The sequence below is a fragment of the Mesorhizobium sp. CU3 genome (assembly GCF_006442965.1).
Classification (GTDB): domain Bacteria; phylum Pseudomonadota; class Alphaproteobacteria; order Rhizobiales; family Rhizobiaceae; genus Mesorhizobium.
The window spans coordinates 212,426-233,492 of sequence record NZ_VFWX01000004.1 but is presented as its reverse complement, the minus strand read 5'-3'; the positions used below and the strand labels follow the sequence as shown (position 1 = coordinate 233,492).

At 63.5% G+C, this 21,067-nt stretch carries 22 protein-coding genes; 20 read left to right on the top strand and 2 right to left on the bottom strand.

All coding sequences use genetic code 11. The features are described from left to right. Positions 1-4 precede the first annotated feature (4 nt). From FJ988_RS08845 to FJ988_RS08830, 4 genes are read left to right on the top strand one after another with little or no spacing between them, the layout of a single operon-like run. The gene (locus FJ988_RS08845) at positions 5-1,018 is read left to right on the top strand and encodes an ABC transporter permease (RefSeq protein ID WP_140816537.1); all 1,014 of its coding nucleotides are present in this window, start codon (positions 5-7) and stop codon (positions 1,016-1,018) included. Positions 1,019-1,027: 9 nt separating this feature from the next. Beyond that, positions 1,028-1,420, top strand: coding sequence for an ester cyclase (locus tag FJ988_RS08840; protein WP_140816535.1), 393 nt, complete (start codon positions 1,028-1,030; stop codon positions 1,418-1,420). A gap of 19 nt (positions 1,421-1,439) precedes the next feature. Continuing rightward, complete coding sequence (locus FJ988_RS08835; protein ID WP_140816533.1) at positions 1,440-1,814, top strand: DoxX family membrane protein; 375 nt, start codon at positions 1,440-1,442, stop codon at positions 1,812-1,814. 17 nt (positions 1,815-1,831) lie between these two features. Continuing rightward, the gene (locus FJ988_RS08830) at positions 1,832-2,548 is read left to right on the top strand and encodes a ribonuclease activity regulator RraA (protein WP_140816531.1); all 717 of its coding nucleotides are present in this window, start codon (positions 1,832-1,834) and stop codon (positions 2,546-2,548) included. A gap of 25 nt (positions 2,549-2,573) precedes the next feature. Here FJ988_RS08830 and FJ988_RS08825 read toward each other — a convergent pair whose 3' ends face one another. Further along, entirely contained in the window at positions 2,574-3,494 is a 921-nt protein-coding gene (locus FJ988_RS08825; RefSeq protein WP_140816529.1) for a LysR family transcriptional regulator, read from the bottom strand. 217 nt (positions 3,495-3,711) lie between these two features. Here FJ988_RS08825 and FJ988_RS08820 point away from each other — a divergent pair, with 217 nt between their 5' ends. Then, positions 3,712-4,605, top strand: coding sequence for an MBL fold metallo-hydrolase (locus FJ988_RS08820; RefSeq protein WP_140816527.1), 894 nt, complete (start codon positions 3,712-3,714; stop codon positions 4,603-4,605). Between the two features lie 193 nt (positions 4,606-4,798). Here FJ988_RS08820 and FJ988_RS08815 read toward each other — a convergent pair whose 3' ends face one another. Beyond that, complete coding sequence (locus tag FJ988_RS08815; protein ID WP_181183469.1) at positions 4,799-5,863, bottom strand: helix-turn-helix domain-containing protein; 1,065 nt, start codon at positions 5,861-5,863, stop codon at positions 4,799-4,801. Between the two features lie 411 nt (positions 5,864-6,274). On the opposite strand from FJ988_RS08815, the gene FJ988_RS08810 reads away from it, so the two are divergent. From FJ988_RS08810 to FJ988_RS08745, 15 genes are all read left to right on the top strand, one after another. After that, a complete protein-coding gene (locus FJ988_RS08810) occupies positions 6,275-7,846 on the top strand; it encodes an ABC transporter substrate-binding protein (RefSeq protein ID WP_140816523.1) in 1,572 nt (523 codons plus the stop codon). After that, positions 7,843-8,613, top strand: coding sequence for an SDR family NAD(P)-dependent oxidoreductase (locus FJ988_RS08805; protein ID WP_140816521.1), 771 nt, complete (start codon positions 7,843-7,845; stop codon positions 8,611-8,613). Before FJ988_RS08810 ends, FJ988_RS08805 begins: the two co-directional genes overlap by 4 nt. A gap of 20 nt (positions 8,614-8,633) precedes the next feature. Then, positions 8,634-8,930, top strand: coding sequence for a hypothetical protein (locus FJ988_RS30790; RefSeq protein WP_181183468.1), 297 nt, complete (start codon positions 8,634-8,636; stop codon positions 8,928-8,930). Further along, positions 8,920-9,810, top strand: coding sequence for an SMP-30/gluconolactonase/LRE family protein (locus tag FJ988_RS08800; protein ID WP_181183467.1), 891 nt, complete (start codon positions 8,920-8,922; stop codon positions 9,808-9,810). Before FJ988_RS30790 ends, FJ988_RS08800 begins: the two co-directional genes overlap by 11 nt. Before the next feature lie 10 nt (positions 9,811-9,820). Continuing rightward, a complete protein-coding gene (locus FJ988_RS08795; protein WP_140816517.1) occupies positions 9,821-10,417 on the top strand; it encodes a cysteine hydrolase family protein in 597 nt (198 codons plus the stop codon). Beyond that, on the top strand, positions 10,414-11,439 hold the full coding sequence (locus tag FJ988_RS08790) for an ABC transporter permease (RefSeq protein WP_210242751.1): 1,026 nt from the start codon (positions 10,414-10,416) through the stop codon (positions 11,437-11,439). The genes FJ988_RS08795 and FJ988_RS08790 overlap by 4 nt, the downstream gene beginning before the upstream one ends. Continuing rightward, the gene (locus tag FJ988_RS08785) at positions 11,436-12,290 is read left to right on the top strand and encodes an ABC transporter permease (RefSeq protein WP_140816515.1); all 855 of its coding nucleotides are present in this window, start codon (positions 11,436-11,438) and stop codon (positions 12,288-12,290) included. The genes FJ988_RS08790 and FJ988_RS08785 overlap by 4 nt, the downstream gene beginning before the upstream one ends. After that, positions 12,287-13,183, top strand: coding sequence for an SMP-30/gluconolactonase/LRE family protein (locus FJ988_RS08780; protein WP_140816513.1), 897 nt, complete (start codon positions 12,287-12,289; stop codon positions 13,181-13,183). The genes FJ988_RS08785 and FJ988_RS08780 overlap by 4 nt, the downstream gene beginning before the upstream one ends. Positions 13,184-13,193: 10 nt before the next feature. Continuing rightward, complete coding sequence (locus tag FJ988_RS08775) at positions 13,194-14,120, top strand: SMP-30/gluconolactonase/LRE family protein (protein ID WP_140816511.1); 927 nt, start codon at positions 13,194-13,196, stop codon at positions 14,118-14,120. After that, a complete protein-coding gene (locus FJ988_RS08770) occupies positions 14,113-15,732 on the top strand; it encodes an ABC transporter ATP-binding protein (protein ID WP_140816509.1) in 1,620 nt (539 codons plus the stop codon). The genes FJ988_RS08775 and FJ988_RS08770 overlap by 8 nt, the downstream gene beginning before the upstream one ends. Positions 15,733-15,781: 49 nt before the next feature. After that, on the top strand, positions 15,782-16,576 hold the full coding sequence (locus tag FJ988_RS08765) for a MoaF C-terminal domain-containing protein (RefSeq protein ID WP_140816507.1): 795 nt from the start codon (positions 15,782-15,784) through the stop codon (positions 16,574-16,576). A gap of 90 nt (positions 16,577-16,666) precedes the next feature. Then, on the top strand, positions 16,667-18,034 hold the full coding sequence (locus tag FJ988_RS08760; RefSeq protein ID WP_140816505.1) for an MATE family efflux transporter: 1,368 nt from the start codon (positions 16,667-16,669) through the stop codon (positions 18,032-18,034). A gap of 440 nt (positions 18,035-18,474) precedes the next feature. Further along, positions 18,475-19,395, top strand: a complete 921-nt coding sequence (locus FJ988_RS08755; protein WP_181183466.1) for an ABC transporter substrate-binding protein — start codon at positions 18,475-18,477, stop codon at positions 19,393-19,395. A 39-nt stretch (positions 19,396-19,434) separates the two neighbouring features. Next, a complete protein-coding gene (locus tag FJ988_RS08750; RefSeq protein ID WP_140816501.1) occupies positions 19,435-20,310 on the top strand; it encodes an ABC transporter permease in 876 nt (291 codons plus the stop codon). A gap of 1 nt (position 20,311) precedes the next feature. Then, positions 20,312-21,052, top strand: a complete 741-nt coding sequence (locus tag FJ988_RS08745; RefSeq protein ID WP_140816499.1) for an ABC transporter ATP-binding protein — start codon at positions 20,312-20,314, stop codon at positions 21,050-21,052. The last annotated feature ends 15 nt before the right edge of the window (positions 21,053-21,067 follow it).

The following is a 21,067-nucleotide window of genomic DNA, read 5'->3' as shown; positions in this document are numbered from 1 at the left end:
CGAAGTGGCAATCTCTTCCGAACCCGCCGCAAGATCCTCGTCAACCAACTGGACCAAGACGGCCTTCATCCATCTCGGCATCCTGCCGTTCCTGCTTGTCGGCGCGATCATCTTCTTCTCGCTGCAGGAAGAGCGGTTCTACTCCTCGCTCAACATCTTCAACGTCGCGCGCCAATCGACGTTCCTGATCATCATCGCCATGGGTCAGGCGGTCGTGCTGCTCACGGCGGGGCTCGATCTCTCGGTCGGCTCCGTCGTCGGCTTTGCCGGGGTGGTGACCGCGCTGATCCTGAAGGCCGTGCTGGGCTCGTCTCCGGATGCCTTCGTCCTGGCCATGACGTTGGCCGTCGCGGGCGGGTTGCTTGCCGGCGTGGTGATCGGCCTGATCAACGGGCTGGGCGTCGCTCTGCTCAATGTTCCGCCTTTCATGATGACGCTCGGCACGACGACCAGCCTGGTTGGCGTCTCGTTGAGCATGACTAGCGGCCTTCCCGTGACGCAGATCCCGGATGAGTTCCAGCGGCTGCTCGGCTACGGCCGCATCTTCGGCCTCGCCCCGGCCGTGCTCTTCACGGGCCTGATATTCGTCGGCATGTGGGTGCTACTCAACCGCACGACCATCGGGCGCTATTTCTATTCGGTCGGCTCCAACATCCGCGCCTCGCAACTGTCCGGCATCAACACGCGCCGGCAATTGATCCTGGCCTACGTGATCTGCTCGGTCCTGGCGGCGACGACCGGCATCTTGTTCCTGGCCAGGACCGGCTCCGCCGAGGCGCTCAACGGCCAGCCTTATGGATTGCAAAGCGTGGCCGCATGCGTCATCGCCGGCGTGTCGCTGTTCGGCGGCAGCGGCAAGGTGCGCGACGTGCTCTTGGGCGCGATCTTCATCACCATCCTGACCAACGGCATGAACCTCATCCGGGTCGAGTCCTATGTGCAGCAGATCGTTCTCGGGGTCATCCTGGTTCTTGCCCTCGTCGCCGACCAGCTGCGCACCAGAATGATCGCGCGATAGGGGACCAACATGACCAATGCATCGAGTGTCGAAGCCAACAAGAAGGTTGTCGTCGGCTTCCTGGAGACTGTTTTCGACAAGCATGAGGTCGACGCGGGCATCGACCGGTTCATGGGTCCGGTCTATACCCAGCACAATCCCGGCGTGCCGGATGGCAGGGAAGCGTTTCGCGCCTTCTTTCTCGACTTCTTCTCCACACGCCCCAATGCGCGGTTCAAGATCAAGCGGGTGTTTTGCGAAGGCGACTTCGTTACCGTTCACGCCCACTGGACCGAGCACGAAGGCGACCGCGGCAGCGCGGTGATGGACATCTTCCGGGTCGAGAACGGCCGTGTGGTCGAGCACTGGGATGTGATCCAGCCCATTCCGGAACAACTGGCCCATTCCAACACGATGTTTTAGCAGGTTCGAGGATTTCGAAATGACGTTGCCCGATTGGTTGAACCTGCTCGGACGCCTTGGCGTGGCGTTCTATTTCCTGTGGTCGGTGTGGTTCAACATCGGCGCGCGCGAACACCACTATGCCGAGTTCCGGCGCATAGGCATGCCGAACGGCGAGATTTTCTTCTGGATCGGCATCGTGCTCGCATTGGCCGGTGGCTTGCTGCTTCTTTACGATCCGACTGCCGTCTATGGCGCTTTCATGCTGATCGCCTTCACCGTCACGGCGGACGCGCTCTTTCATCGCTACTGGACCTATTCGGATCCGGGCGAGGCGGTGATGCACAAATTCTTCCTGTTCGAACATGCAGCGCTTGTCGGCGGGCTGCTCGGGCTTGCAGCTCCGTTCCTTTGATTGCGAGGGCACCAGCAATGTCGGAAATACCGTTGAGCGACGAGACGCGCTCCAAACTCCTGGCTGTCAGTGTGTCGACGCTGACGACCGTCCTGTTCAAGCGCGGCCTGCGCAGCCGGCTGATAGAGGGCGCCTTGCCGATTGGGGGCACCGGCACCCGCATGATCGGGCCGGCGTTCACCTTGAGGTTCATTCCGGCGCGCGAAGATCTCGATACGATGGCCGAATATGCCAAGCCGACGCACGTACAGCGGCGTGCGATCGAGGAGTGCCCTCCCGGGCATGTCCTTGTGATCGATGCGCGAGGCGATGCCGGCGCCGCCTCCGCCGGCGACATCATGATGGGGCGACTGAAGGCGAGGGGCTGCGCGGGAGCCGTAACCGACGGCGGGTTTCGCGATACCGTCGACATCGCCGCTCTGGGCTTGCCGGTCTATCACACGCGACCGGCACCGCCTTCCACGCCGATACGGCTCCATCCGGCCGATCTCAATCTGCCGATCGGCTGCGGCGGCGTTGCCGTCTATCCCGGCGACATCGTCGTGGGCGACGGCGAAGGCGTGGTCGTCATCCCGCGCGATATTGTCGATGACGTCGCGGCCGAAGCCTTCGAGATGACCGGCTACGAGGAATTCGCGGCCGCGAAAGTTGCGGAAGGGCGCTCTATCTTCGGGCTCTTTCCAGGCACGCCGGAAAGCCGGGCCGAATACGAAATCTGGAAAAAGGACAGATAGGGCGTTCCTACCGAAGACGTTGCTGCTAACCGGCCCCGAACTCAGGCATTCCCTGCGATGCCGTCTTCAGCGCATTCAGGAAGATGCGCACCTTGAGCGGCCGATATCGGCTCGGCGGAAACACGGCATGGATTTCGCCCTTCGGCAGCGTCCATTGCGGCAGCACGCGCATCAGCCTGCCTGCGGCGATTTCTTCCCTGACCGCATAGTCCGGGAGGATAACGAGGTCCTCGGCGTTCAGCGCTGCGACTTTCAACACGCTGGTGGTCGTTGCCGTCAGGCGTGCATCGAACTTCACGTGACGATCCTCGCCGGCAGGTGAACTGAAGACCCAGTTGGTGGGGTTGGGAAGCGCTGAAAGCGCGAACAGTTTCCTCTGCCGCAACTCCTCCGGAATGGTGAGGGACGAAGCCCATTCGGCCTGGGAGGTGGAAACAAGAACCCATTGTTCGAACGAGCCGATGCGGATTGATTGCTGGCTGCTCTCACGCAGCCATCCCAGACGTATCGCGACATCGATGTTTTCGGCCGAGATGTCTATGATGCGATCCGACGCTATCAGGTCTATCCTGAGTGCCGGATATTGCTGAACCAATGCTGCGGCGATCGGTGCGACGACCATGGCGCCGAACTCCTCCGAGGTCGTGACACGCAGCGTGCCCCTGACATTCGTTGCGCTCTCGTCGATCTCAGCGACCGCGCTGTCGATATCGCGAAGGATGGGCCGGCAAGCCTCGAAGAAAGTGCGACCGGCCTCCGTCAGCCTCAACTGCCGGGTCGTTCGGATCAGCAGCGCCGCTCCCACCTCGCGCTCGAGCTTCTGCAGGTGCGTACTTACCGCGGTCTTGACCAGACCCAGCCGACGTGCGGCAGCAGTGATCGAGCCCGTCTCGACGACGGCGACGAAGATTTCCAATCGGTTGAGGTTCAACGTTCTGCCCATCATTCAATTGTCCATTCAGGGTGGACACACATTCCGTCGACGACGCACTAGTACCCCAGAATTTCGGTGTCTAGAACCATTTGGGGAAGGTACGGACTGACCCTGATCGTCGATTTGTTTCAATCGACAGGACAACCGGCCATACGGGCTCCGCGACTTCGAGCTCTTCGCTCCGCTGAAGCCCGCTTGGCCACTCGCTTCTCAGTAAAGGAATACCGTCATGTTGAACCGACGCGATGCCCTCAAACTCGCCGCGGCGCTGGGTGCTGTGGCTGTCTTGCCGGCCGTTGCCGAAGCGGCTGGATCCAAACTTTCCTGGCAGTTCTTCCAGGCCGACGAGGCCGGTTTCCGCCGCACGCCCGTCCTTGTTTCGGGCAAGAAGGAGGCGATCCTGATCGATGGCGGCTTCACGCTCTCAGACGGGCGCAAGGTCGCGGCCGCGATCAAGGCCACCGGCAAGATGCTGACCACCATCTATGTCAGCTGCAACGATCCGGATTATTATTTCGGTCTGCGGCCGATCGTCGAGGCTTTCCCCGACGCCAAGGTCATCGCCAAGCCCGTGACGGTCGAAGCGATCAAAGGCAACGTCCAGGGCAAGCTCGAAACCTGGGGACCGCAACTGAAGGACAATGGCCCTCAGAAGTTGGCAGACGTGGTGATCCCCACGGCATCCGACGTGTCCTCGCTCGACCTGGAGGGCCAGCGCATCGACATCGTCGAAGTTCCGGACATGCATGACCGCCGCTATCTTTGGGTTCCCAGCCTGAAAGCCGTGTTCGGCGGCGTGCTGGTCGATTCCGGCATCCATGTCTGGGTGGCAGACACCGCCACGCCGCAGTCGCGCGCCGCATGGGTGAAAGCCCTGAACACCATCCTTGCGCGCAAGCCGAAGATCGTCGTGCCTGGACACCAGGTCGAGGGCGCGCCGCAGGGGCGCGATGCGGTCTCGTTCACGCGCAAATATCTCATCACTTTTGACAAGGAAGCCGCCAAGGCGAAGGACAGCGGCGAACTGATCGCAGCGATGAAGAAGCACTATCCCGATCTTGCCGACGTGTCCTCGCTTGAGCTTGGCGCCAAGGTGGCCAAGGGCGAGATGAAGTGGGGGTGATGCCGGGCGATTGAGGCACGTCCCTCCGACACGACACCGGTTAAGGCGGCAGCCCGCAACCTGCCGCCAGGCCGGCGCCCCGAGGCACTCCCAGTTGCGGGCGCCGGCCGATTTGACCGGATTGGGCAAGCCGCCCTTTGCGTCGCCGTGGGCAATTCCATGGCGCGCCCCGCATGTTTCAGACCTCGGGATTTCATCCCGCTATGCCGCGGATATATTCGCGCGGCGTGTTCCCGAAGGCGCGCCGGAACGTCCTTTGGAAATAGGACAGATCGGAAAAGCCGGCCTCGAAGGCGATCGTCGAGATCAGGTCGGATCGCCGGCCGGCGATCATCTGGTCGATCTCCTTGCGCGCATGTTCGAGCCGCTTGATGAGGAGGTATTTCGTCGGCGTCGTCTCCAGCGCGGCGAAGCTGCGCTGAACCTGCCGCATCGACAGACGCAAGGTTTCCGCCATCTCCCTGATCTTGAAATTCGAATCCCGGTAGCCGTTGTCGATATACTGACGGCTCATGCTGAGCGCGTGATCCGTGCCCGATGCCTCTTTGCCCTTGTGCGTCTGCTGGCTGCGAGGGGCCTCGCAAGCCATGACGCGCACGAGTGCCAAAAGTGCGTCGCCGAGAAAGGCGCCAATCTCAGGGTCAGGATCGACCAGAAGCCGGATTTTCTGAAGGACCGCGGAGATAGCGGTATTGGCCGGATCCGCGGCCGGCAGGAAGTTTCCGCCGACTACCTTGCCATGCGGAAGGCGCGCCAGAACGGAAGCGCGTGGCAGGAGCGCAAAGCGCTGCCGGCTGAACTCCCCGAAGAACGTGAATTCCGAGGGCTCCATACTGTCGATGAGAGCCAGATCGCCGGGCTGCAGCCAGTGGGACGCTTCATGCTGGCTGATCAGCGCGTTGCCGTCCTCCTGGAGGATGAGAAAGAGGTCGTCATGGCCACCGAGGCTGATCTCCCGCCTGCTGCGGGAAAATTGCTGGAGATTGGAGCAAATCTCGACAAGCCGAATGCCGGCCTTACTCTCCCCAAAAACCTTTCCACCCACCGCGTTTCTGCCGCGCGCGCCGAGCAGGGCGAAAGCGCCACACGCATCGCGGAGCTTCGCGCCGAAATCATCGAGCTGTTCCATTCGATCGGCGCCGCTCACCGGCCACCGCTTGACGTCACTGTGACGCCGGTCCGGCAGCATGTCGTGGGCTTTCGATTTTGCGTCCAATCCCGATGCCGGACTGCCTTTTCGTTCCAACGAAGGGGTCATTTCCGTGCTCCTCCCTTTGGCCCGTCGGAGATGGTCGAACATATTTACTTATCATGTTAATTAAGCTGCAATTTGTCAAGGGACGCCGAACCGGACTCTGTCCAAAAACGCGCCTGAGGCGTCGCGGGAGTCCGCTTTTTTTGTCATCCCTGCCCAAGAGGTGCTCCGTAGCGACGGCGTAGATAGAGGCCACGAATGCGTTCGATGACCGATGCCGAGCCAAGCGAAAGTCCTTGGGCGGAGATCGTCTAGGAGGGCCGAGCTTCTGCTCAATGGAGTTCCAGATTGGAATCCTCCCAACGGTTCTCCGGCGTCCAAGTCGGGGAGGACTTGTGAGGCGGTCGGCAGGTTCTCGACGCGACAGGATTGGCTGCACGAAAACAAGAACAAACACAAAAAGAGGGAAACGACATGACACTATCTTCGAACAGAAAATTGGGGCGTCGGGATTTCCTCAAAGGAAGTCTCGCGGCCGGTGCCGCGCTGGTCGGCGGTGCGACACTTGTAGACCTTAGCGGGCGTCCGCTGGTTTCGGCGGCCAGGGCCGCCGAGCCGAAGCGCGGCGGCATGCTCATTCACGGCATCCAGGGCGGCAGCGCGGGCGACTCGCTTGATCCGTTCAAGGTTCTCTCGGCGGCCGACTACGCACGCTTCTCGGCACTCTACGAAACGCTCTGGCTCGCCTCGTCGAGCTACTCGATCGACCCGTGGCTGATCGAGTCCGGCGAGCCGAACGCGACGCTGGACGAATGGACGATCCGGCTGAAGAAGGGAATCCAGTTCCACCACGGCAAGACGCTGACTGCCGACGACGTCATCTACAGCGCCCAGCGTTGCTTGGATCCGGCGACCGGCGCGATATATGGTGGCTTGCTCGCGACCCTCGACCTGAAGGAAACCAAAAAGCTCGACGAGCGCACGGTGCGCTTCAAGCTGAAGTCGGGCATGATCTGCTTTCCCGAGGCGGCCTCGCTTGCGTTGCCGATCGTCCCGACCGACTTCGATCTCGCCAAGCCGGTCGGAACCGGTCCCTTCAAGGTCCAGAGTTTCGTGCCCGGCCAGCAGTCGGTGATGGTGCGCAACGAGAACTACTGGCGCGACGGCAGGCCCTACGCCGACGGCATCACGCATGTCGATTTCAATGACGAGACGGCCCGCATCAATGCCTTGCAGAGCGGCCAGATCAACATGGCCGATTTCGTCTCCTTCCCGCTCATCCGGGTGCTGGCGGCGGATCAGAACCTGCAGATCAACCGCAGCGAGACGGTCAGCTTCATTCCGCTCAACATGCGGGTCGATCAGAAACCGTACCAGGACGTAAGGGTGCGCGAGGCGCTGAAACTGCTCGTCGATCGTGAGGCCATGGTCAAGGGCGCGTATCTCGGCGAGGGGCGGATCGCCAACGACCTCTATGCACCGCTCGACCCCCTCTTCAACGCCGATCTGCCGCAGCGCCAGCACGATCCGGACAAGGCCAAGTTCCTGCTCAAGCAGGCCGGCTTCGACAGCCTGCAGATCGAGCTTACGACCAGCGACTTGGGTTCGGGTGTGCTCAGTTCGACCGAACTCTACGCCACGCAGGCGCGAGCGGCAGGCGTCGATGTCAAGCTCAACAAGGTGGATTCCGCGGCGTTCTACGGACCGCAATACGGGCAGTGGGCCTTCTCGCCAAACCTGCAGCCGCCTTACAATTACTTCGTCACCTTGATGCAGGCCGACGGGCCGACCTCGACGCTCAACCTCTCGCACTTCCAGGACGAGGAGTTTACCGGCTTGTACGGCAAAGCGGTCGCCGAGCCCGATGACGCGAAGCGCAAGTCGATGGCGCACCGCATGCAGGAAATCCAGTACGAGAAGGGCGGCACCATCATCTGGGGCTTCCAGAACTCCGTCGACTTCACACGCGGCGTTGGCGGCATCTCGCCCGACGTCTCCGGCTTCTCAACCTACAGGTCGGCCGATCTTTGGCTGGAGGATCAATGACACGCTCGGATCGACCCGCGGCAATCGTAACCGGCGCGGGCAGCGGCATCGGCCTGGCTTCGGCCAGGTCGCTCGCGGCGGCCGGGTACAACCTTGTCATCAACGGCAGGCGCAAGCACCTGCTGGAAGAGGCCGCGGCGGCAATCGTTGCGGCGGTTCCCGGAGCCGCCGTCGAGATCGTCGGTGGCAGCGTGGCCGAGCCCGGCGACGTCGATGCGATCTTTGCGCGCGCGGTCGACGCTTACGGGCGCCTCGATGCGGTGGTCAGCGCCGCGGCGGCTCTCCATGTCGCCAATTTCAAGGACCTCACCCTGGCGGACTGGGATGAGATGAACGCCACCGTCTTGCGCGGCGCGGCGATGATCGCGATGGCGGCGACGAAGTCGTTCCTGGCGACGCGCACGCGCGGGCGGATCGTGTTCATCTCGTCGATCAGCGCCCGCGTGGCCGATCCAGGCCTCGCCCACTACTGCGCGGCGAAAGCCGGGGTGGACGCGCTTGTCCGCTCACTGGCTGTCGATCTGTCGGCCGACGGCATCGTCGCCAACTCCGTGGCTCCGGGCTGGATCCACACGCCGATGATCGGGGAATTCGTCGATTCCCTGCAGCCTGGCGCACTCGCGGTGATGAACCCGCAGGCCCGTGCCGCCGATCCCGACGAGGTCGCCCGGATCGTCAGGTTCCTTGTCGCGGAGGCTCCCGACTTCCTGACCGGAACGACCATCACCGTCGACGGCGGCCAGACCGTCATGAACCACGTCATCTGAAATCTGAGGGAAGCCTGATCTTGACCGCAAGCAAAGCAACGCTCGTCGAAGTCGTGCGCATTCGCCCGAAGGAGGGCCTGCGCGATCAAATTGTCGCGCTGCGTCCGCGTTTCTGCCGGGAGTTTCGCGAGCAGGCCCCGGGATTTGTGTCGAACACGTTCCATGAACTGGCCGACGGGACATTCCTCGACGTCGTCCTGTGGGTGGACTCGGCGGCACTCGAGGCCGTCGACGAGACCCATCCCCTGCTCGAAGAATGGTACGACAAGGTCGACATATTGTGGATGGAAACGGGACTGCCGCTCCATGTCGACTGAGGATGCATCGACCCTGGCCGAGGCGCTCGGGCATCCGCAGGGACCTGACGTTATGGACGACGGCACGGTCGTGTTCGCCGAGACCTACACGTCGCGCCTGGCGCTGTGCAGCGGCGACGGCAAGCTGTCCGAGCTTCACCATTGCGGCGGCGGCCCGAACGCCGTCATCCTGGGCAGCGACAACCGCGTCTATTTCACGCAGAATGGTGGTCAAGCTGGCGACTGGCGCGCCGAGACCCAGCGGCCGCCGGCGCTCGAAGTGTTCGATCCGTCCACGGGCGAAGCCAGGGAAATCTGCCGTGCGGCGAACGGCCGCCCCTTCCTTGCCCCCCACGATCTCGCCTGGGGGCCGGACGGATCGCTTTACATGACGGATTCGGGCACCTGGGCGCCAGGCGGCGAGACCGAGCCCGGTGCGATCGTCGCCGTCTCGCCCGACGGCACTGCGGAACTCGTGCTGGAGACAGGCCACGTCTTTCCGAGCGGCATAGCGGTGGCGGCCGACGGCACCATCTACTGGGCGGAATGTTACACGCACCGTATCATGCGGCTGCGCAAGGGAGGGACGCCTGCCGAGGTCTGCACCTTGCCGCAGGGCCATACGCCGGAATCGCTGAAGATCGACGCCAACGGCAACTTCTGGGTCGCGGCTCTCGAGGCGGCAGGGTTCGACATCGTCAGGCCGAATGGCGAGATCGCCGGCTTTCTGCGGACCGGCGGGCTGCCGCTCAACGGCACCCTGAAAGATGGGAGGCTCTATGTCGCCGATCTCGGACCTTTCCAGGAAGACCTGCCGGCGCCGCAATTGATCGGCCGTCTGCAGTCGGTCGAATGCGGGGTTCGCCCCGGCCCGACCTTTCGCTCGAGCATCGAAATCTGAGGACGCATCCATGCCTGTGCCCGCCATCGACGCCGCCAACGCCGCCCTGATCATCCTGGACATGCATGCCTGTATCGTCGGTCCGCAGGGCAACGCGCAGCCGCATGCCACCGAGCAGAATCTCGTGCCCAACATCGTTGCGCTGCGTGAAGCCGCCAACCGCAAGGGCATGGCGGTCGTCTTCGTCCATCATCGGCGCCCGCGGGGCATCCGCGACAAGGGCATGGTGAGCGCCCTGTTTCGGGAAATCGCCGACGATCCCGACCTCCAGCCCGGCTCGCCTGGCCTCGAAATGCTGCCGGAGCTTGCCGTGGCCGACACCGACATCGTGGTCGAAAAGCAGCGGGCCGGCGCCTTCGCCGGCACCGACCTCGACCAGACGCTGCGGGCAATGGGCATCAATACGATTGTGCTTACGGGTGCCTGGACGAACCTCTCTGTCGAATCGACGGCCCGACACGGCAGCGATCTCGGCTACCGCGCGATCGTCGTCAGCGACGGGACGGCATCGCAGAGTGCTGAACTGCATCGGGTCGCGCTCGAGGGCGGTTTGTCGATGCTCGCCGAGATCGCCCCCTGCAACGAAGTGATCGGCGCCCTCGCATGAAGCAACCCGGCGCCATGCAACCGATCGCGGCGACGCCCTTGGCGGGGGGGTCTTCCGCAAAGCAATTGAAGTGGCTGCTCAAACGCGTTCTGAGCGGCGTGCTCGTGCTGTTTGTGGTCTCGCTGCTGATCTTCGTGGCGACACAGGCGCTGCCCTCGGATCCGGCGCAGACCATCCTCGGACGGCAGGCGACGCCGCAACTCGTCGCCGCGTTGCGGGAGCAGCTTGGACTGAACCGGCCGTTGAGCGTGCAGTACCTGTCCTGGCTCGGTGGCCTGCTGCATGGCGACCTCGGCGTTTCCCTCGCTGCCAAGAAGCCGGTCGCCACGCTGATCGGCAGCAGGCTGCTCAACTCGCTGGCCTTGCTCCTGTTTTCGGCGATCATTCTCATTCCGTTGTCGATCATCATCGGTGTGGCGATGGCGGTCTGGCGCAACACCATCTTCGACCGGTCACTCGTACTTGGACTGCTCAGCCTCATGGCGCTGCCGGATTTCGTGATCGGAACCATCCTGCTTCTGCTTTTTGCGACGCTTGTTTTCCAGGTCTTCCCGGCAGTCTCGCTGATCCCGCCCGGCCAGACCGGATTCTCGCATCTCTACAAGCTGGTGCTGCCGGTGATGACCGGCGTGCTGATCACGGCGCCCTATCTCATCCGCCAGACCCGCGCGTCGATGATCGAGGCGCTGGACTCGGAGTATGTCGCGCAGGCCCGCTTGCGTGGCGTCGACGAATGGCGCGTGGTCTGGCGGCAGGCGCTGCCGAACGCGCTGGTGCCGATGGTCCAGGGCAGTGCGTTGATGCTGAGCTACCTGCTCGGCGGTGTCGTCGTCATCGAATACATCTACAACTATCCTGGTCTTGGCGGCCTGCTCAACGACGCCGTTCGTTTTCGCGATCTCCCGGTCCTCCAGGCGGTGACCCTGATCTTTGCGTCGGGCGTGGTGGTGTTCAACATGATCGCGGATCTGTTGACCATCCTGCTGACACCGCGCCTGCGCACCGCGGAGTGGGGCCAGTGAGCGCGCCAGTTCCCCAGGCGATCGAGGACGGGCGAGCCAGACGCTTGCTCGCCTCGTGGCGGGTCCGTCGCGGTCTGGCCGCGACGGCGGCCGTGGTCGCGATCGCCTATCTCGGCCCATTGCTGGCGCCGCACGGCGTGTCGGACATCGTGGGCGTGCCCTTCGACGTCGCCAGCCGGCAGGCATGGTTCGGAACCGATTATCTCGGGCAGGACGTGTTCTCGCGAATCCTGCTCGGCGGCAGGTCCGTGGTCTGGATGTCGGTGCTTGCGAGCCTTCTGGCCACCGTTTGCGGCGCGGCGCTCGGCATCTTCGCGGCCTATGTCGGCGGCATCGTGGACCTCGCCGTCGGCTGGCTCAACGACGTGCTGCTGGCCTTTCCGCTGATCGTCCTCGTCATCCTGTTCCTGTCGATGCTCGGACATGACCCGTCGCTGATCGTCATCGTCGTGGCCATCGGCTGGCTGCCGACGGCTACCCGGCTGAGCCGCAGCGTGGCGCTGGCATCCATCCACCAGGAATATGTCGCGTGGGCGGAACTGGTGGGAATGCCGCGATACAAGATAGTCTTCCTGGAGATACTGCCCAACATCACCACGCCGCTGATCGTCCAGTTCGGCGCGCTGCTGACCTGGTCGATCGGCGTCATCGCAGGCCTGAGCTTCCTCGGCTTCGGTATCCAGCCCCCGAACGCCGACTGGGGCCTGATGGTCAACGAGAACCGCAGCGGCCTGATGATCGCCCCCTGGGGCACGGTCGCCCCGATCGTCATGATCGCGATGTTCGCGCTCGCGGTGAACTCGCTGACCGACGCCGTCAGCGACGTGCTTGGCATCGGAGAAACCCTATGACTGCTCCCGCCGAAGTCGAGGTGCTGGTGGAAGGACTCGGCCACCCGGAAGGGCCGGACTTGCTTGAGGACGGCGGAATTCTGTTCGTCGAGGCCGATAGCGGCCGGGTCTGCGTCTGGTATCCGGAGCGGGCGGTGGTGACGTTGGCCGCAACCGGCGGCGCGCCCTACGGATCGACGCTTGGCTCGGATGGCTGGATCTATGTCACCCAGAGCGGCGCGAACTATGGCGGCTACCGGCTGCCGCGCCCGGCGGCGCCGTCGATACAGCGGATTTCGCCCGACGGCGCCGTGGTGCAGACGGTGTGCTCGGCGTCGGACGGCGAGCCGTATTTCGCGCCCAACGACCTGTGCTGGGGACCAAATGGGCGGCTGTATTTTACCGACTCGGGTCTGTGGCAACCCGACGACCCGACCCAGCCAAGCGCGATCCATGCCGTTGGTCCCGACGGCAGGGCGCAGAAGATCCTCGACGTCGGTGCGGTGTTCGCCAACGGCATTGCCTGCGAGGCCGACGGGTCGATCGTCTGGCTCGAATCCTACACAGGTGTGATCGGGCGTCTGCGCCCGGACGGCCAGCGTGAAACGGTCGCCCGACTGCCGCGAGGCGAGACCCCCGAAGGTATTGCCATCGACAGCCACGGCAATCTCTGGATCACGACTTTCGAGGCGGGTCTGGTGACGGTGCTGTCGCCTGACGGGCGAACGCTGAAGAAGCTCGACATCGGCGGTGTGCCGGTCAACTGCGCTTTCGTCGGCAACTGGCTCTACATCACCGATTTCGGCTCGCCCGTCGATCCGTCGGATGAGAATTCACTGCGGCCCGGTCGCCTGGTCCGCATGCGCGTCGACGTCGAGGGCATGCCGGCGCGACGCGGGTTCATGATGCTTTAAGGTGTTGACGATGAGCGATCTCGGCAGGGTCAGCGTTGTGGAACGGGATTTCGGCGAGATGCCCCAGGGGGGCGATCTGCTGGATGACGGCCGCTTCCTTTGCGTGGATGTGATGACGGGCGACATCGTCGCCTATGCGCCGGAGACGGGCCGCGAGGTCCTTTCGCGGGTCAGCAGCGGGCCCATCGCGATCCTGCGCGGCAGCGACAGCGCCTTCTACATCGCCCATACCGGCGGCGTGCTCGGCGACTTCTGGGTCGCCGATGATCGGATCGCCCCCTGTATTCAGAAGCTGTCACCCGGACAGACCTCGCCCGAGATCATCCTGAGCGAGGTTGACGGCGAGCCGGTGGTGTCCGCCCACGACATCGCCTTCGGGCCGGACGGCCGGCTTTACGTCGCCGATTCCCACATCTGGGAATGGGAGCCGACCAAAAGGACAGGCGATGGCCGGATCTTTGCGATCAATCCCGACGGCAGCGCCGCGCTGCTGGTGAACACCGGCTGCACGTTCCCCTGCGGACTTGTGGTCGAAGCGGACGGCTCGGTCGTCTGGACCGAGGCCTATTCCGACAAGGTCCGCCGCCTGCGCACCGATGGCGCGGTCGAGGATGTCATCCAGCTCCCCGCCGGGCATACGCCGCACGGCATCCGCGTGGGTGCGGATGGAACGCTCTGGGTCGCCTCTTTCGGCTCCAGTTCGATCGACGAAATCGCGCCGGACGGAAGCTCCCTCATGTCGCACCCCGTGCCCGGCCACCCGATGCACATGGCCTTCGATGGCGACAGCCTGCTGATCGCAGCCTTCCGGGCAGTCGACGAGCAGAACATGGTCGGGCAGCTGCTGCGCTTCGATACGGGCAGGCCCGGCGCCGTGACGGCGCGCGGCGCAATCGCCGTGAGACGGCCCGACGACCCGGAGCAAGGCAATGGCTGATCCCGCGCCGATTCAAGGCCGGCGCGCGGCCGTCAGGGATCTGAGCGTCACCTTGAAGGGCGGGCGCGAGATCGTCTCCGATGTCGGCTTCGAGATCGCGCCGGGCGAGATCTTGTGCCTCATCGGCGAATCCGGCTCCGGCAAGACGACCGTCAGCACCGCGCTCCTCGCGCATGTGCGTGCCGGCGCGCGCATTGCATCCGGCCAGATCAGCATCGGCGATGTCGACGTTCTTTCGCAAACGCCACGATCGCTGCTTTCGCTGCGCGGCAAGACCGTTGCCTACGTGGCGCAGGACCCGACGTCAGCCTTCAATCCCGCCATCCGCATCCTGGACCAGATGATCGAGGTGGCTCTCTGCCACGGCTGGGACCGCAAGACGGCACGGACCCGGGCAATCGAAATTCTCGCCGAGGTCAGCCTGCCGACGCATGATGATTTTCTCTGCAGGTTTCCCCATCAGGTTTCGGGCGGGCAGTTGCAGCGTCTCGGCATCGCCATCGCCATGATGCTCGAGCCAGCCGTACTGGTGCTGGACGAGCCGACGACAGGGCTCGACGTGGCGACCCAGGCGATCGTGCTGAAGCTCGTCCGCCAGCTTTGCACCGATCACGGCATTGCGGCGCTGTATGTGACCCATGATCTCGCCGTGGTCGCCGCGATCGCCGACCGGGTCGCCGTGATGCGCAACGGAAGGATTGTCGAGACCGATGCCGCCGGTCCGTTCTTCAAGGCGCCGTCGCACGATTATTCGCGCGAGCTTCTGCAGGCGGCTCCCGACCCGGCCTTGGCCAGGCCGCGCACCGGCATGGCGCTTGGGGCATCCGCGCAGCCGATCCTTCGGGTGGCCGGGCTGGCGGCGAGATACGGCCTGGCGCCGGTGCTGAACGAAGTCAGCTTCGAGGTCCATGCCGGCGAATGTCTGGCCATCGTCGGGGAATCGGGCTCGGGAAAGACCACGCTGTCCAAATGCATCGTCGGACAGCACACCCAGCAGAACGGTTTGGTCGAACTCGACGGCGTCGCCCTGCATGCTCGCTCACGCAACCGCTCGCTTAAGGCGCGGCGGGAATTGCAATACATCTTCCAGTCGCCGTTCTCAGCGCTCAACCCGCGCAAGACGGTCGGCGAGAGCATCGGCATGGCCCATAATCTCGTTGCCGGCAGCAAGAAAAATCGCAGCCAGGCAGTCGTGGAGGCACTGACGAAAGTCGGCCTGCGCGCCGACCAAGCGACACTGAGGCCGGACCGCCTGTCCGGTGGCGAGCGTCAGCGCGTCTGCATCGCGCGTGCGCTGATCTGCAAGCCCAAGGTCCTGGTCTGCGACGAGATCACGTCGGCGCTCGACGTGGTCGTCCAGGAGGCCATTCTCGACCTCTTGGTCAGGCTCCGCGACGAGGAAGGCCTGGCGATGCTCTTCGTCACCCACAATCTGGCGGTCGTTCGCAACCTCGCCGACCGGGTGCTGGTGCTCGACAAGGGCAAGACCGCCGAGATCGGCGCCACAGAGGACGTGCTGACGCGCCCGCAGCATCCCTACACACAATCCCTGCTCGCCAACACGCTGTCGATCTCCACGATATCCGGCCAGCGATGGGGCAGCACTTCGTGAACGCCGGCATACCGGCCATCGAAAAAGATACTCTGAAAGGAACCGCCAAATGAACGAGCAGGTGGCACCGAAGTCCGACAGCGCGCTTGGCCTTGGCACGAACTTCACGTCGAACAAAGCCGAACGCAGCACGGAACTTGCCGGGTTGAACCTCGTCGCCGAGCTGGACGGCGGCCAGTCCATCGCATTCGCGTTCATCGACGGCGAGAGGCTTTCCTGGGCCGACGGAACGCAGGACGCGCAGCGCAGCGAGACTTACGAGGCGCAGAAGGTGGATGACGGCCTTTTCCTGATCGCTTTCCAGCATGCCGACGACGCCCGCGCTTCGACGAGCATTATTGCCGATCTTTATTCCGGGCAGATCGTCTTCATACGCAATGTCGTGGGCGTAAGGGTGGGCGATGAACCCGCAGTGGCTCAGACGGTCACGCTGGGCAGGATTGGTGGCCAGCCCGCCTATGGCGACAAGATTGCCTTGACGAGCGATCTCTTCGGCAGGCGGGCAATGTGGGTCTACAGCGCTGACGACGTCTATGAGCACATCTATCTCAATGCCGAATGGTATGCGTGGCATTGCCTGAGAGGCGAGGAATACCCGAAGGCCGATATCGATCCCTGCCGGATGTTCAAGCTGCGCGAGAATATCTACCTGCTGACATTCTCGGAAAAGGTTATGGTGATGGCGGCCGGCATGGTGCTGGACTTCGCCAAGCTTCGCTCCTTCTGCGCCGCGATCGGCCGCGATCCCGGCACCGGCGCGCTCACCCATTTCACCTTCGGCGCCTTTGGAAAGATCCTGAGCCAGACCGACTACCCACAGCCGCTGGTGGAATCGGCGGCCTGATCCAGGCTGCATTCCGCGACGAAATCCGGATCACCTGCTCGGGCAGGGCGGTGCATCTGACCGGTACGGCAAGGAAATCGGCGAACAACGGTGGAACAATCCGTCAGCACTGATCGCGAAGGCTGGACCGGGCAAGCCTCGGCGATCCTGCGGCTCGGCCTTCCGCTGGTCGGGGCGCAGCTTGCCCAGCTTGCGATCAACACCACCGGCGTGCTGATCGTCGGCCATCTCGGCGCTTCGGATCTGGCGGGCATCGTGCTGTCGATCCAGTATTTCTACCTGATCCTGCATTTCGGATCCGGCTCTTCGATCGCCATCATCCCGCTTGTGGCCCATGCGCTCGGCCGGGGCGATACCGGCGAGGTGCGGCGCTCGGTGCGCATGGGGATCTGGGCTTCGCTGGCCTATGCCGTGATGACGCTGCCGCTGTTCATCTATTGCGAACCCATCCTGACATGCATGGGGCAGAAGCCGGACGTCGTCGCCAAGGCGGCCTCCTACCTGCGGATCATGGGTTTCGGGCTCGCGCCGGCCTTGACGTTCCTGGTGCTGAAGTCCTTCCTCAGCGCGCTCGGCCGGACCCGCATCATACTGGCGGTCAACCTCGTCTGCGTCGCCTGCAACGCTTTGCTGGCCTACATGTTCACGCTTGGCCGGTTCGGCGTTCCAGCGTTCGGCCTGCCGGGCGCCGCGTCGGTTGCGGTGGCGATAGAAACGATGTTTGCCGCCAGCCTGGCGATCTACATTGGCCTGGTGCCGGCCTGTCGGCGGTTCCGGCTGCACAGCGAGATCCTGAAGCCGGACTGGCCGGCGCTCCGCGAAGTGCTGCGTCATGGAATTCCGATCAGCATGATGGTGCTCTCGGAGATGAGCCTGTTTTCGGTCGCCGCCGTCATGATCGGCTGGATCGACACGCTGCAACTCGCCGCGCATGGCGTTGCCATGCAACTCGTCGCCATCGCCTTCATGGTCCCGCTTGGTCTGTCGCAGGCCGCGACGGTCCGCATCGGCGTTGCGGCCGCGCGCAACGACGGCGAGGCGATCCTGAAAACCGGTATCGCGGCGCTGGCCATGGCCGCACTCTTCGCTGCATTTAGCGGCGGACTTTTCATCACGGCTGGACGCTTCCTCGCCGGGCTGTTCGTCGACAAGACGGCGCCCGGCGCGGAGACGGTGGTGGGAATCGCTGTGCGGTTCATCATGATCGCCGGCGCGTTCCAACTTTTCGACGCTTTGCAATCCGTCGCCGCCGGCCTCGCGCGCGGCCTCAAGGACTCGACGGTGCCGATGGTCCTTGCGATCGTAAGCTATTGGTGCATCGGTTTTCCCAGCGCCTATCTGCTCGCCTTCAGTCTCGGCATCGGCGGGATCGGCATATGGTACGGTTTTGTCGCCGGCCTGATCGCCGCAGCGGTTTTGCTGATCGTCCGTTTCGTCAGCCTCGCCCGCTCGCGCTGAGCACCCAGCGTAACGTAGATGTCGCGTGTTCATATAGGTGCGAATCCGGGTACCGCACCGATTGACAGTCATTCCACTGCGATGCATGTTTATCGAACACTTGTGTTCGATAAACGGACATTTTTTGGCTCATATTACGGTTGTGTCGGCAAAAATGTTCCGCCAGTGGCAGCAAATTCAATCCAAATCAGCCTCCATTTCCCCAGCCAGGCCTCATAATTTTCCGACGCTTTGAAGCTGCCTTCGAAAGTCGATCATTGGCGCCGTGCAACCCGGTTGTCAGGGCCACGCCAGGACGCAGTTCGAGGCCGCATCGCGGTGTCAGAAGATCACCAAGGGCGCTTGCCGGGGCGCCGTCTGGTTCCAGAAACCGGTTCGGAAAGGAAATGAAGTTGAGTCATCTGTTGGGAATGCTCAAGAGGCCGATAGCGGTATTGTCCATGGCGGCCGCATTTGCCGTTGTCGGGACCGGTACGACACTGGCGGATGACGCCTCGGTGTCGCTCATCCAGCTGCGCAGTTACATCGTGACGCCTGTCGGCACCGAACACGGCAAGTTCAAGGATGCGGGCGTCGCGCTCGACACCAAGATTGTCACCGACAATCTCCTGATCAACGAGGCAATGGCCGGCAACGCCTCGGATGTGGGCATCACCGGCACGACCTATCAGGCCCTTGCGGCGCCGGATCTGCCTTACTCCATCATCGCCATCGCCGAGCAGTCCCCCGAAGCGGTCGGCGTCATTGTTGCGGCCGATTCCGATATCAAGTCGCTTGCCGATCTCAAGGGCAAGACGATCGCCGGCGGCGATGGTTCGCCGATCGCCTATGTACAGGAGGCGCTCGCAGACGTGGGCATCGGCAAGGACGACTACAAATACGTCAAGATCGAAGCCAGCACAGGCGCCGCGGCCCTTGCCGGCAAGCAGATCGACGCCTGGATCAGCTACAACCCCTTTATCGCGGCGAACGTCTCCAAGGGGCTCGCCAAGGTCATCTTCACGCCGTCGTCGAAGTATTTCAACAACTTCGTCATCATCCTCGCGACCAAGAAGGCGATCGCCGAGAAGCCGGATGCGCTGGCCGCCTTCCTGAAGGGCTACAAGGCCTCGCTGGACTGGGTCCGGGCGAACAAGACGGAAGCCGTCGCCGAATACGCCAAGGTCACCGGCCTCGAGCCCGACGTAGCAGCGACGACCTTTGCCAAGCGCAACCAGCAGTTCAAGTCGCCGGACGCTTCAGTGGTTGCCGACTTCAGCCGGGAAGCCCAGCTCTACATCAAGTACGGCCTCATCACGGCAGAGCCCGACTGGTCGAAGGTCATGAACACCGAGATATGGGACAGGGCCTTCGGCAATTGAGTTTGCCGGGCGCGTCCAGAACCGGAGTGCCGAAAGCCGATGCCTGACGCCGACAAGACAGCTTCAGCGGCTGCCGGACCGGCCGGTAACCGGCGCGATCCATCCGCATCGGCGATGCAAGGAAATCGTTCCGCCGGGGCACGTGCTCCGGCGGCGCTGCTGCGGCATCTCGCCGGGTTCATCATCCCCGTCTTGATCGTCGTCGTCTGGGAGACCGCGGCGCGCATCGGCGCCGTCAACACGCTCCTGCTGCCAGCACCCTCGCGTGTGTTCTTGACATTGGGGCAAGCCGCGCTGGACGGATCGCTTTGGATCAATCTGGCTTACAGCATCCGTCGTTGGATATTGGGTTTTGCGATCGGCGGTGGGCTTGCGCTGTTTCTTGGCGCGCTCAACGGCCTGTCGTTGTTCAGCGAGCGACTGTCCGACACGACCGTGCAGATGCTGCGCACCGTGCCTTTCATGGGGCTGACGCCGCTGCTGGTGATGTGGTTCGGTCTCGGAGAGACGCCGAAGGTCATCCTGATAGCGGTGGCGAGCTTCTTTCCCGTCTACATCAACACGCTGGCGGGTGTGCGCAACGTCAATCGCGGTTTCGTGGAGGTCGGGCAGTCCTTCGAATTCTCGAAGGCTGAACTGCTTCTTCGGGTCATCCTGCCGGCTGCCCTTCCTGAAATCCTAACCGGCATCCGCTATGCGTTGGGGATTGCCTGGCTCGCGCTGGTCATAGCCGAGTTGATGGCCGCGCAAAGCGGTATCGGATACTGGCTCATGCAAGGCCGCGAGGCGGTTCGCGTCGATGTCGTCCTGGCGAGCCTGATCGTCTTCTCGCTGGCCGGCAAGCTCATGGATGTCGCCCTGCGGCTGATCGAGGCCCGAGTGCTGCACTGGCGCAACGCCTTCTCGGGGTCATGACATGAGCCAGTTCGTCTCCGTTCGCAATGTCAGCCGCACCTTCGAGGGCAGGGGACAAGGCGTCACGGCGCTCAGCGATGTCAGTCTCGACATCCGTCCGGGCGAGTTCGTGGTGCTGGTCGGTCCGTCGGGCTGCGGCAAGTCCACGCTTTTGCGCAGCATCGCCGGCCTCGATCTCGGTTTCAGCGGCGAGATCCTGGCCGGCGGACAGCCGGTCGTCGGGCCCAATCGCTCGCGCGGTCTGGTCTTTCAGGAAGCCCGGTTGCTCCCCTGGCTGACCGCCGGCGGCAACATCGCGTTCGGGTTGAGAGCGGGCCCGGAAGAAAAGCGCGCGCGGGTGGGGGAACTGCTCGACCTTGTCGGTCTGGCCGGCTTCGAGGATGCCTACCCCCACCAGCTTTCGGGCGGGATGGCCCAACGTGTAGCCATCGCCCGGGCATTGGCGCCGCGGCCGACCATATTGCTGATGGACGAGCCGTTCGGCGCGCTTGACGCATTCACCCGGATAAAGCTTCAGGACGCGCTGCGCGATATCTGGCGGTCGCAGAACGTGACGACTGTCTTCGTCACCCATGACATCGACGAGTCGCTCGCGCTCGGCCAGAGGGTCGTGGTCATGTCGGCGCGTCCGGGACGCATCTCGCAGGTGATCGAAGTCGACCTTCCTTATCCGCGCGACCGCGTTTCGGAAGCCTTTTCCAGATACCGCAACAGTTTGATGAACAGCTTCGGCCTGCATTGACGCCGGAAGCCGGAG

Bases quoted from the DNA above. Each gene is read 5' to 3' on its own strand.
- FJ988_RS08840 (WP_140816535.1), top strand. From the start codon at position 1,028: ATGACCAATGCATCGAGTGTCGAAGCCAACAAGAAGGTTGTCGTCGGC.
- FJ988_RS08835 (WP_140816533.1), top strand. From the start codon at position 1,440: ATGACGTTGCCCGATTGGTTGAACCTGCTCGGACGCCTTGGCGTGGCG.
- FJ988_RS08830 (WP_140816531.1), top strand. From the start codon at position 1,832: ATGTCGGAAATACCGTTGAGCGACGAGACGCGCTCCAAACTCCTGGCT.
- FJ988_RS08825 (WP_140816529.1), bottom strand. From the start codon at position 3,494: ATGATGGGCAGAACGTTGAACCTCAACCGATTGGAAATCTTCGTCGCC.
- FJ988_RS08820 (WP_140816527.1), top strand. From the start codon at position 3,712: ATGTTGAACCGACGCGATGCCCTCAAACTCGCCGCGGCGCTGGGTGCT.
- FJ988_RS08815 (WP_181183469.1), bottom strand. From the start codon at position 5,863: ATGACCCCTTCGTTGGAACGAAAAGGCAGTCCGGCATCGGGATTGGAC.
- FJ988_RS08810 (WP_140816523.1), top strand. From the start codon at position 6,275: ATGACACTATCTTCGAACAGAAAATTGGGGCGTCGGGATTTCCTCAAA.
- FJ988_RS08805 (WP_140816521.1), top strand. From the start codon at position 7,843: ATGACACGCTCGGATCGACCCGCGGCAATCGTAACCGGCGCGGGCAGC.
- FJ988_RS08800 (WP_181183467.1), top strand. From the start codon at position 8,920: ATGTCGACTGAGGATGCATCGACCCTGGCCGAGGCGCTCGGGCATCCG.
- FJ988_RS08795 (WP_140816517.1), top strand. From the start codon at position 9,821: ATGCCTGTGCCCGCCATCGACGCCGCCAACGCCGCCCTGATCATCCTG.
- FJ988_RS08790 (WP_210242751.1), top strand. From the start codon at position 10,414: ATGAAGCAACCCGGCGCCATGCAACCGATCGCGGCGACGCCCTTGGCG.
- FJ988_RS08780 (WP_140816513.1), top strand. From the start codon at position 12,287: ATGACTGCTCCCGCCGAAGTCGAGGTGCTGGTGGAAGGACTCGGCCAC.
- FJ988_RS08775 (WP_140816511.1), top strand. From the start codon at position 13,194: ATGAGCGATCTCGGCAGGGTCAGCGTTGTGGAACGGGATTTCGGCGAG.
- FJ988_RS08770 (WP_140816509.1), top strand. From the start codon at position 14,113: ATGGCTGATCCCGCGCCGATTCAAGGCCGGCGCGCGGCCGTCAGGGAT.
- FJ988_RS08765 (WP_140816507.1), top strand. From the start codon at position 15,782: ATGAACGAGCAGGTGGCACCGAAGTCCGACAGCGCGCTTGGCCTTGGC.
- FJ988_RS08755 (WP_181183466.1), top strand. From the start codon at position 18,475: ATGGCGGCCGCATTTGCCGTTGTCGGGACCGGTACGACACTGGCGGAT.
- FJ988_RS08750 (WP_140816501.1), top strand. From the start codon at position 19,435: ATGCCTGACGCCGACAAGACAGCTTCAGCGGCTGCCGGACCGGCCGGT.
- FJ988_RS08745 (WP_140816499.1), top strand. From the start codon at position 20,312: ATGAGCCAGTTCGTCTCCGTTCGCAATGTCAGCCGCACCTTCGAGGGC.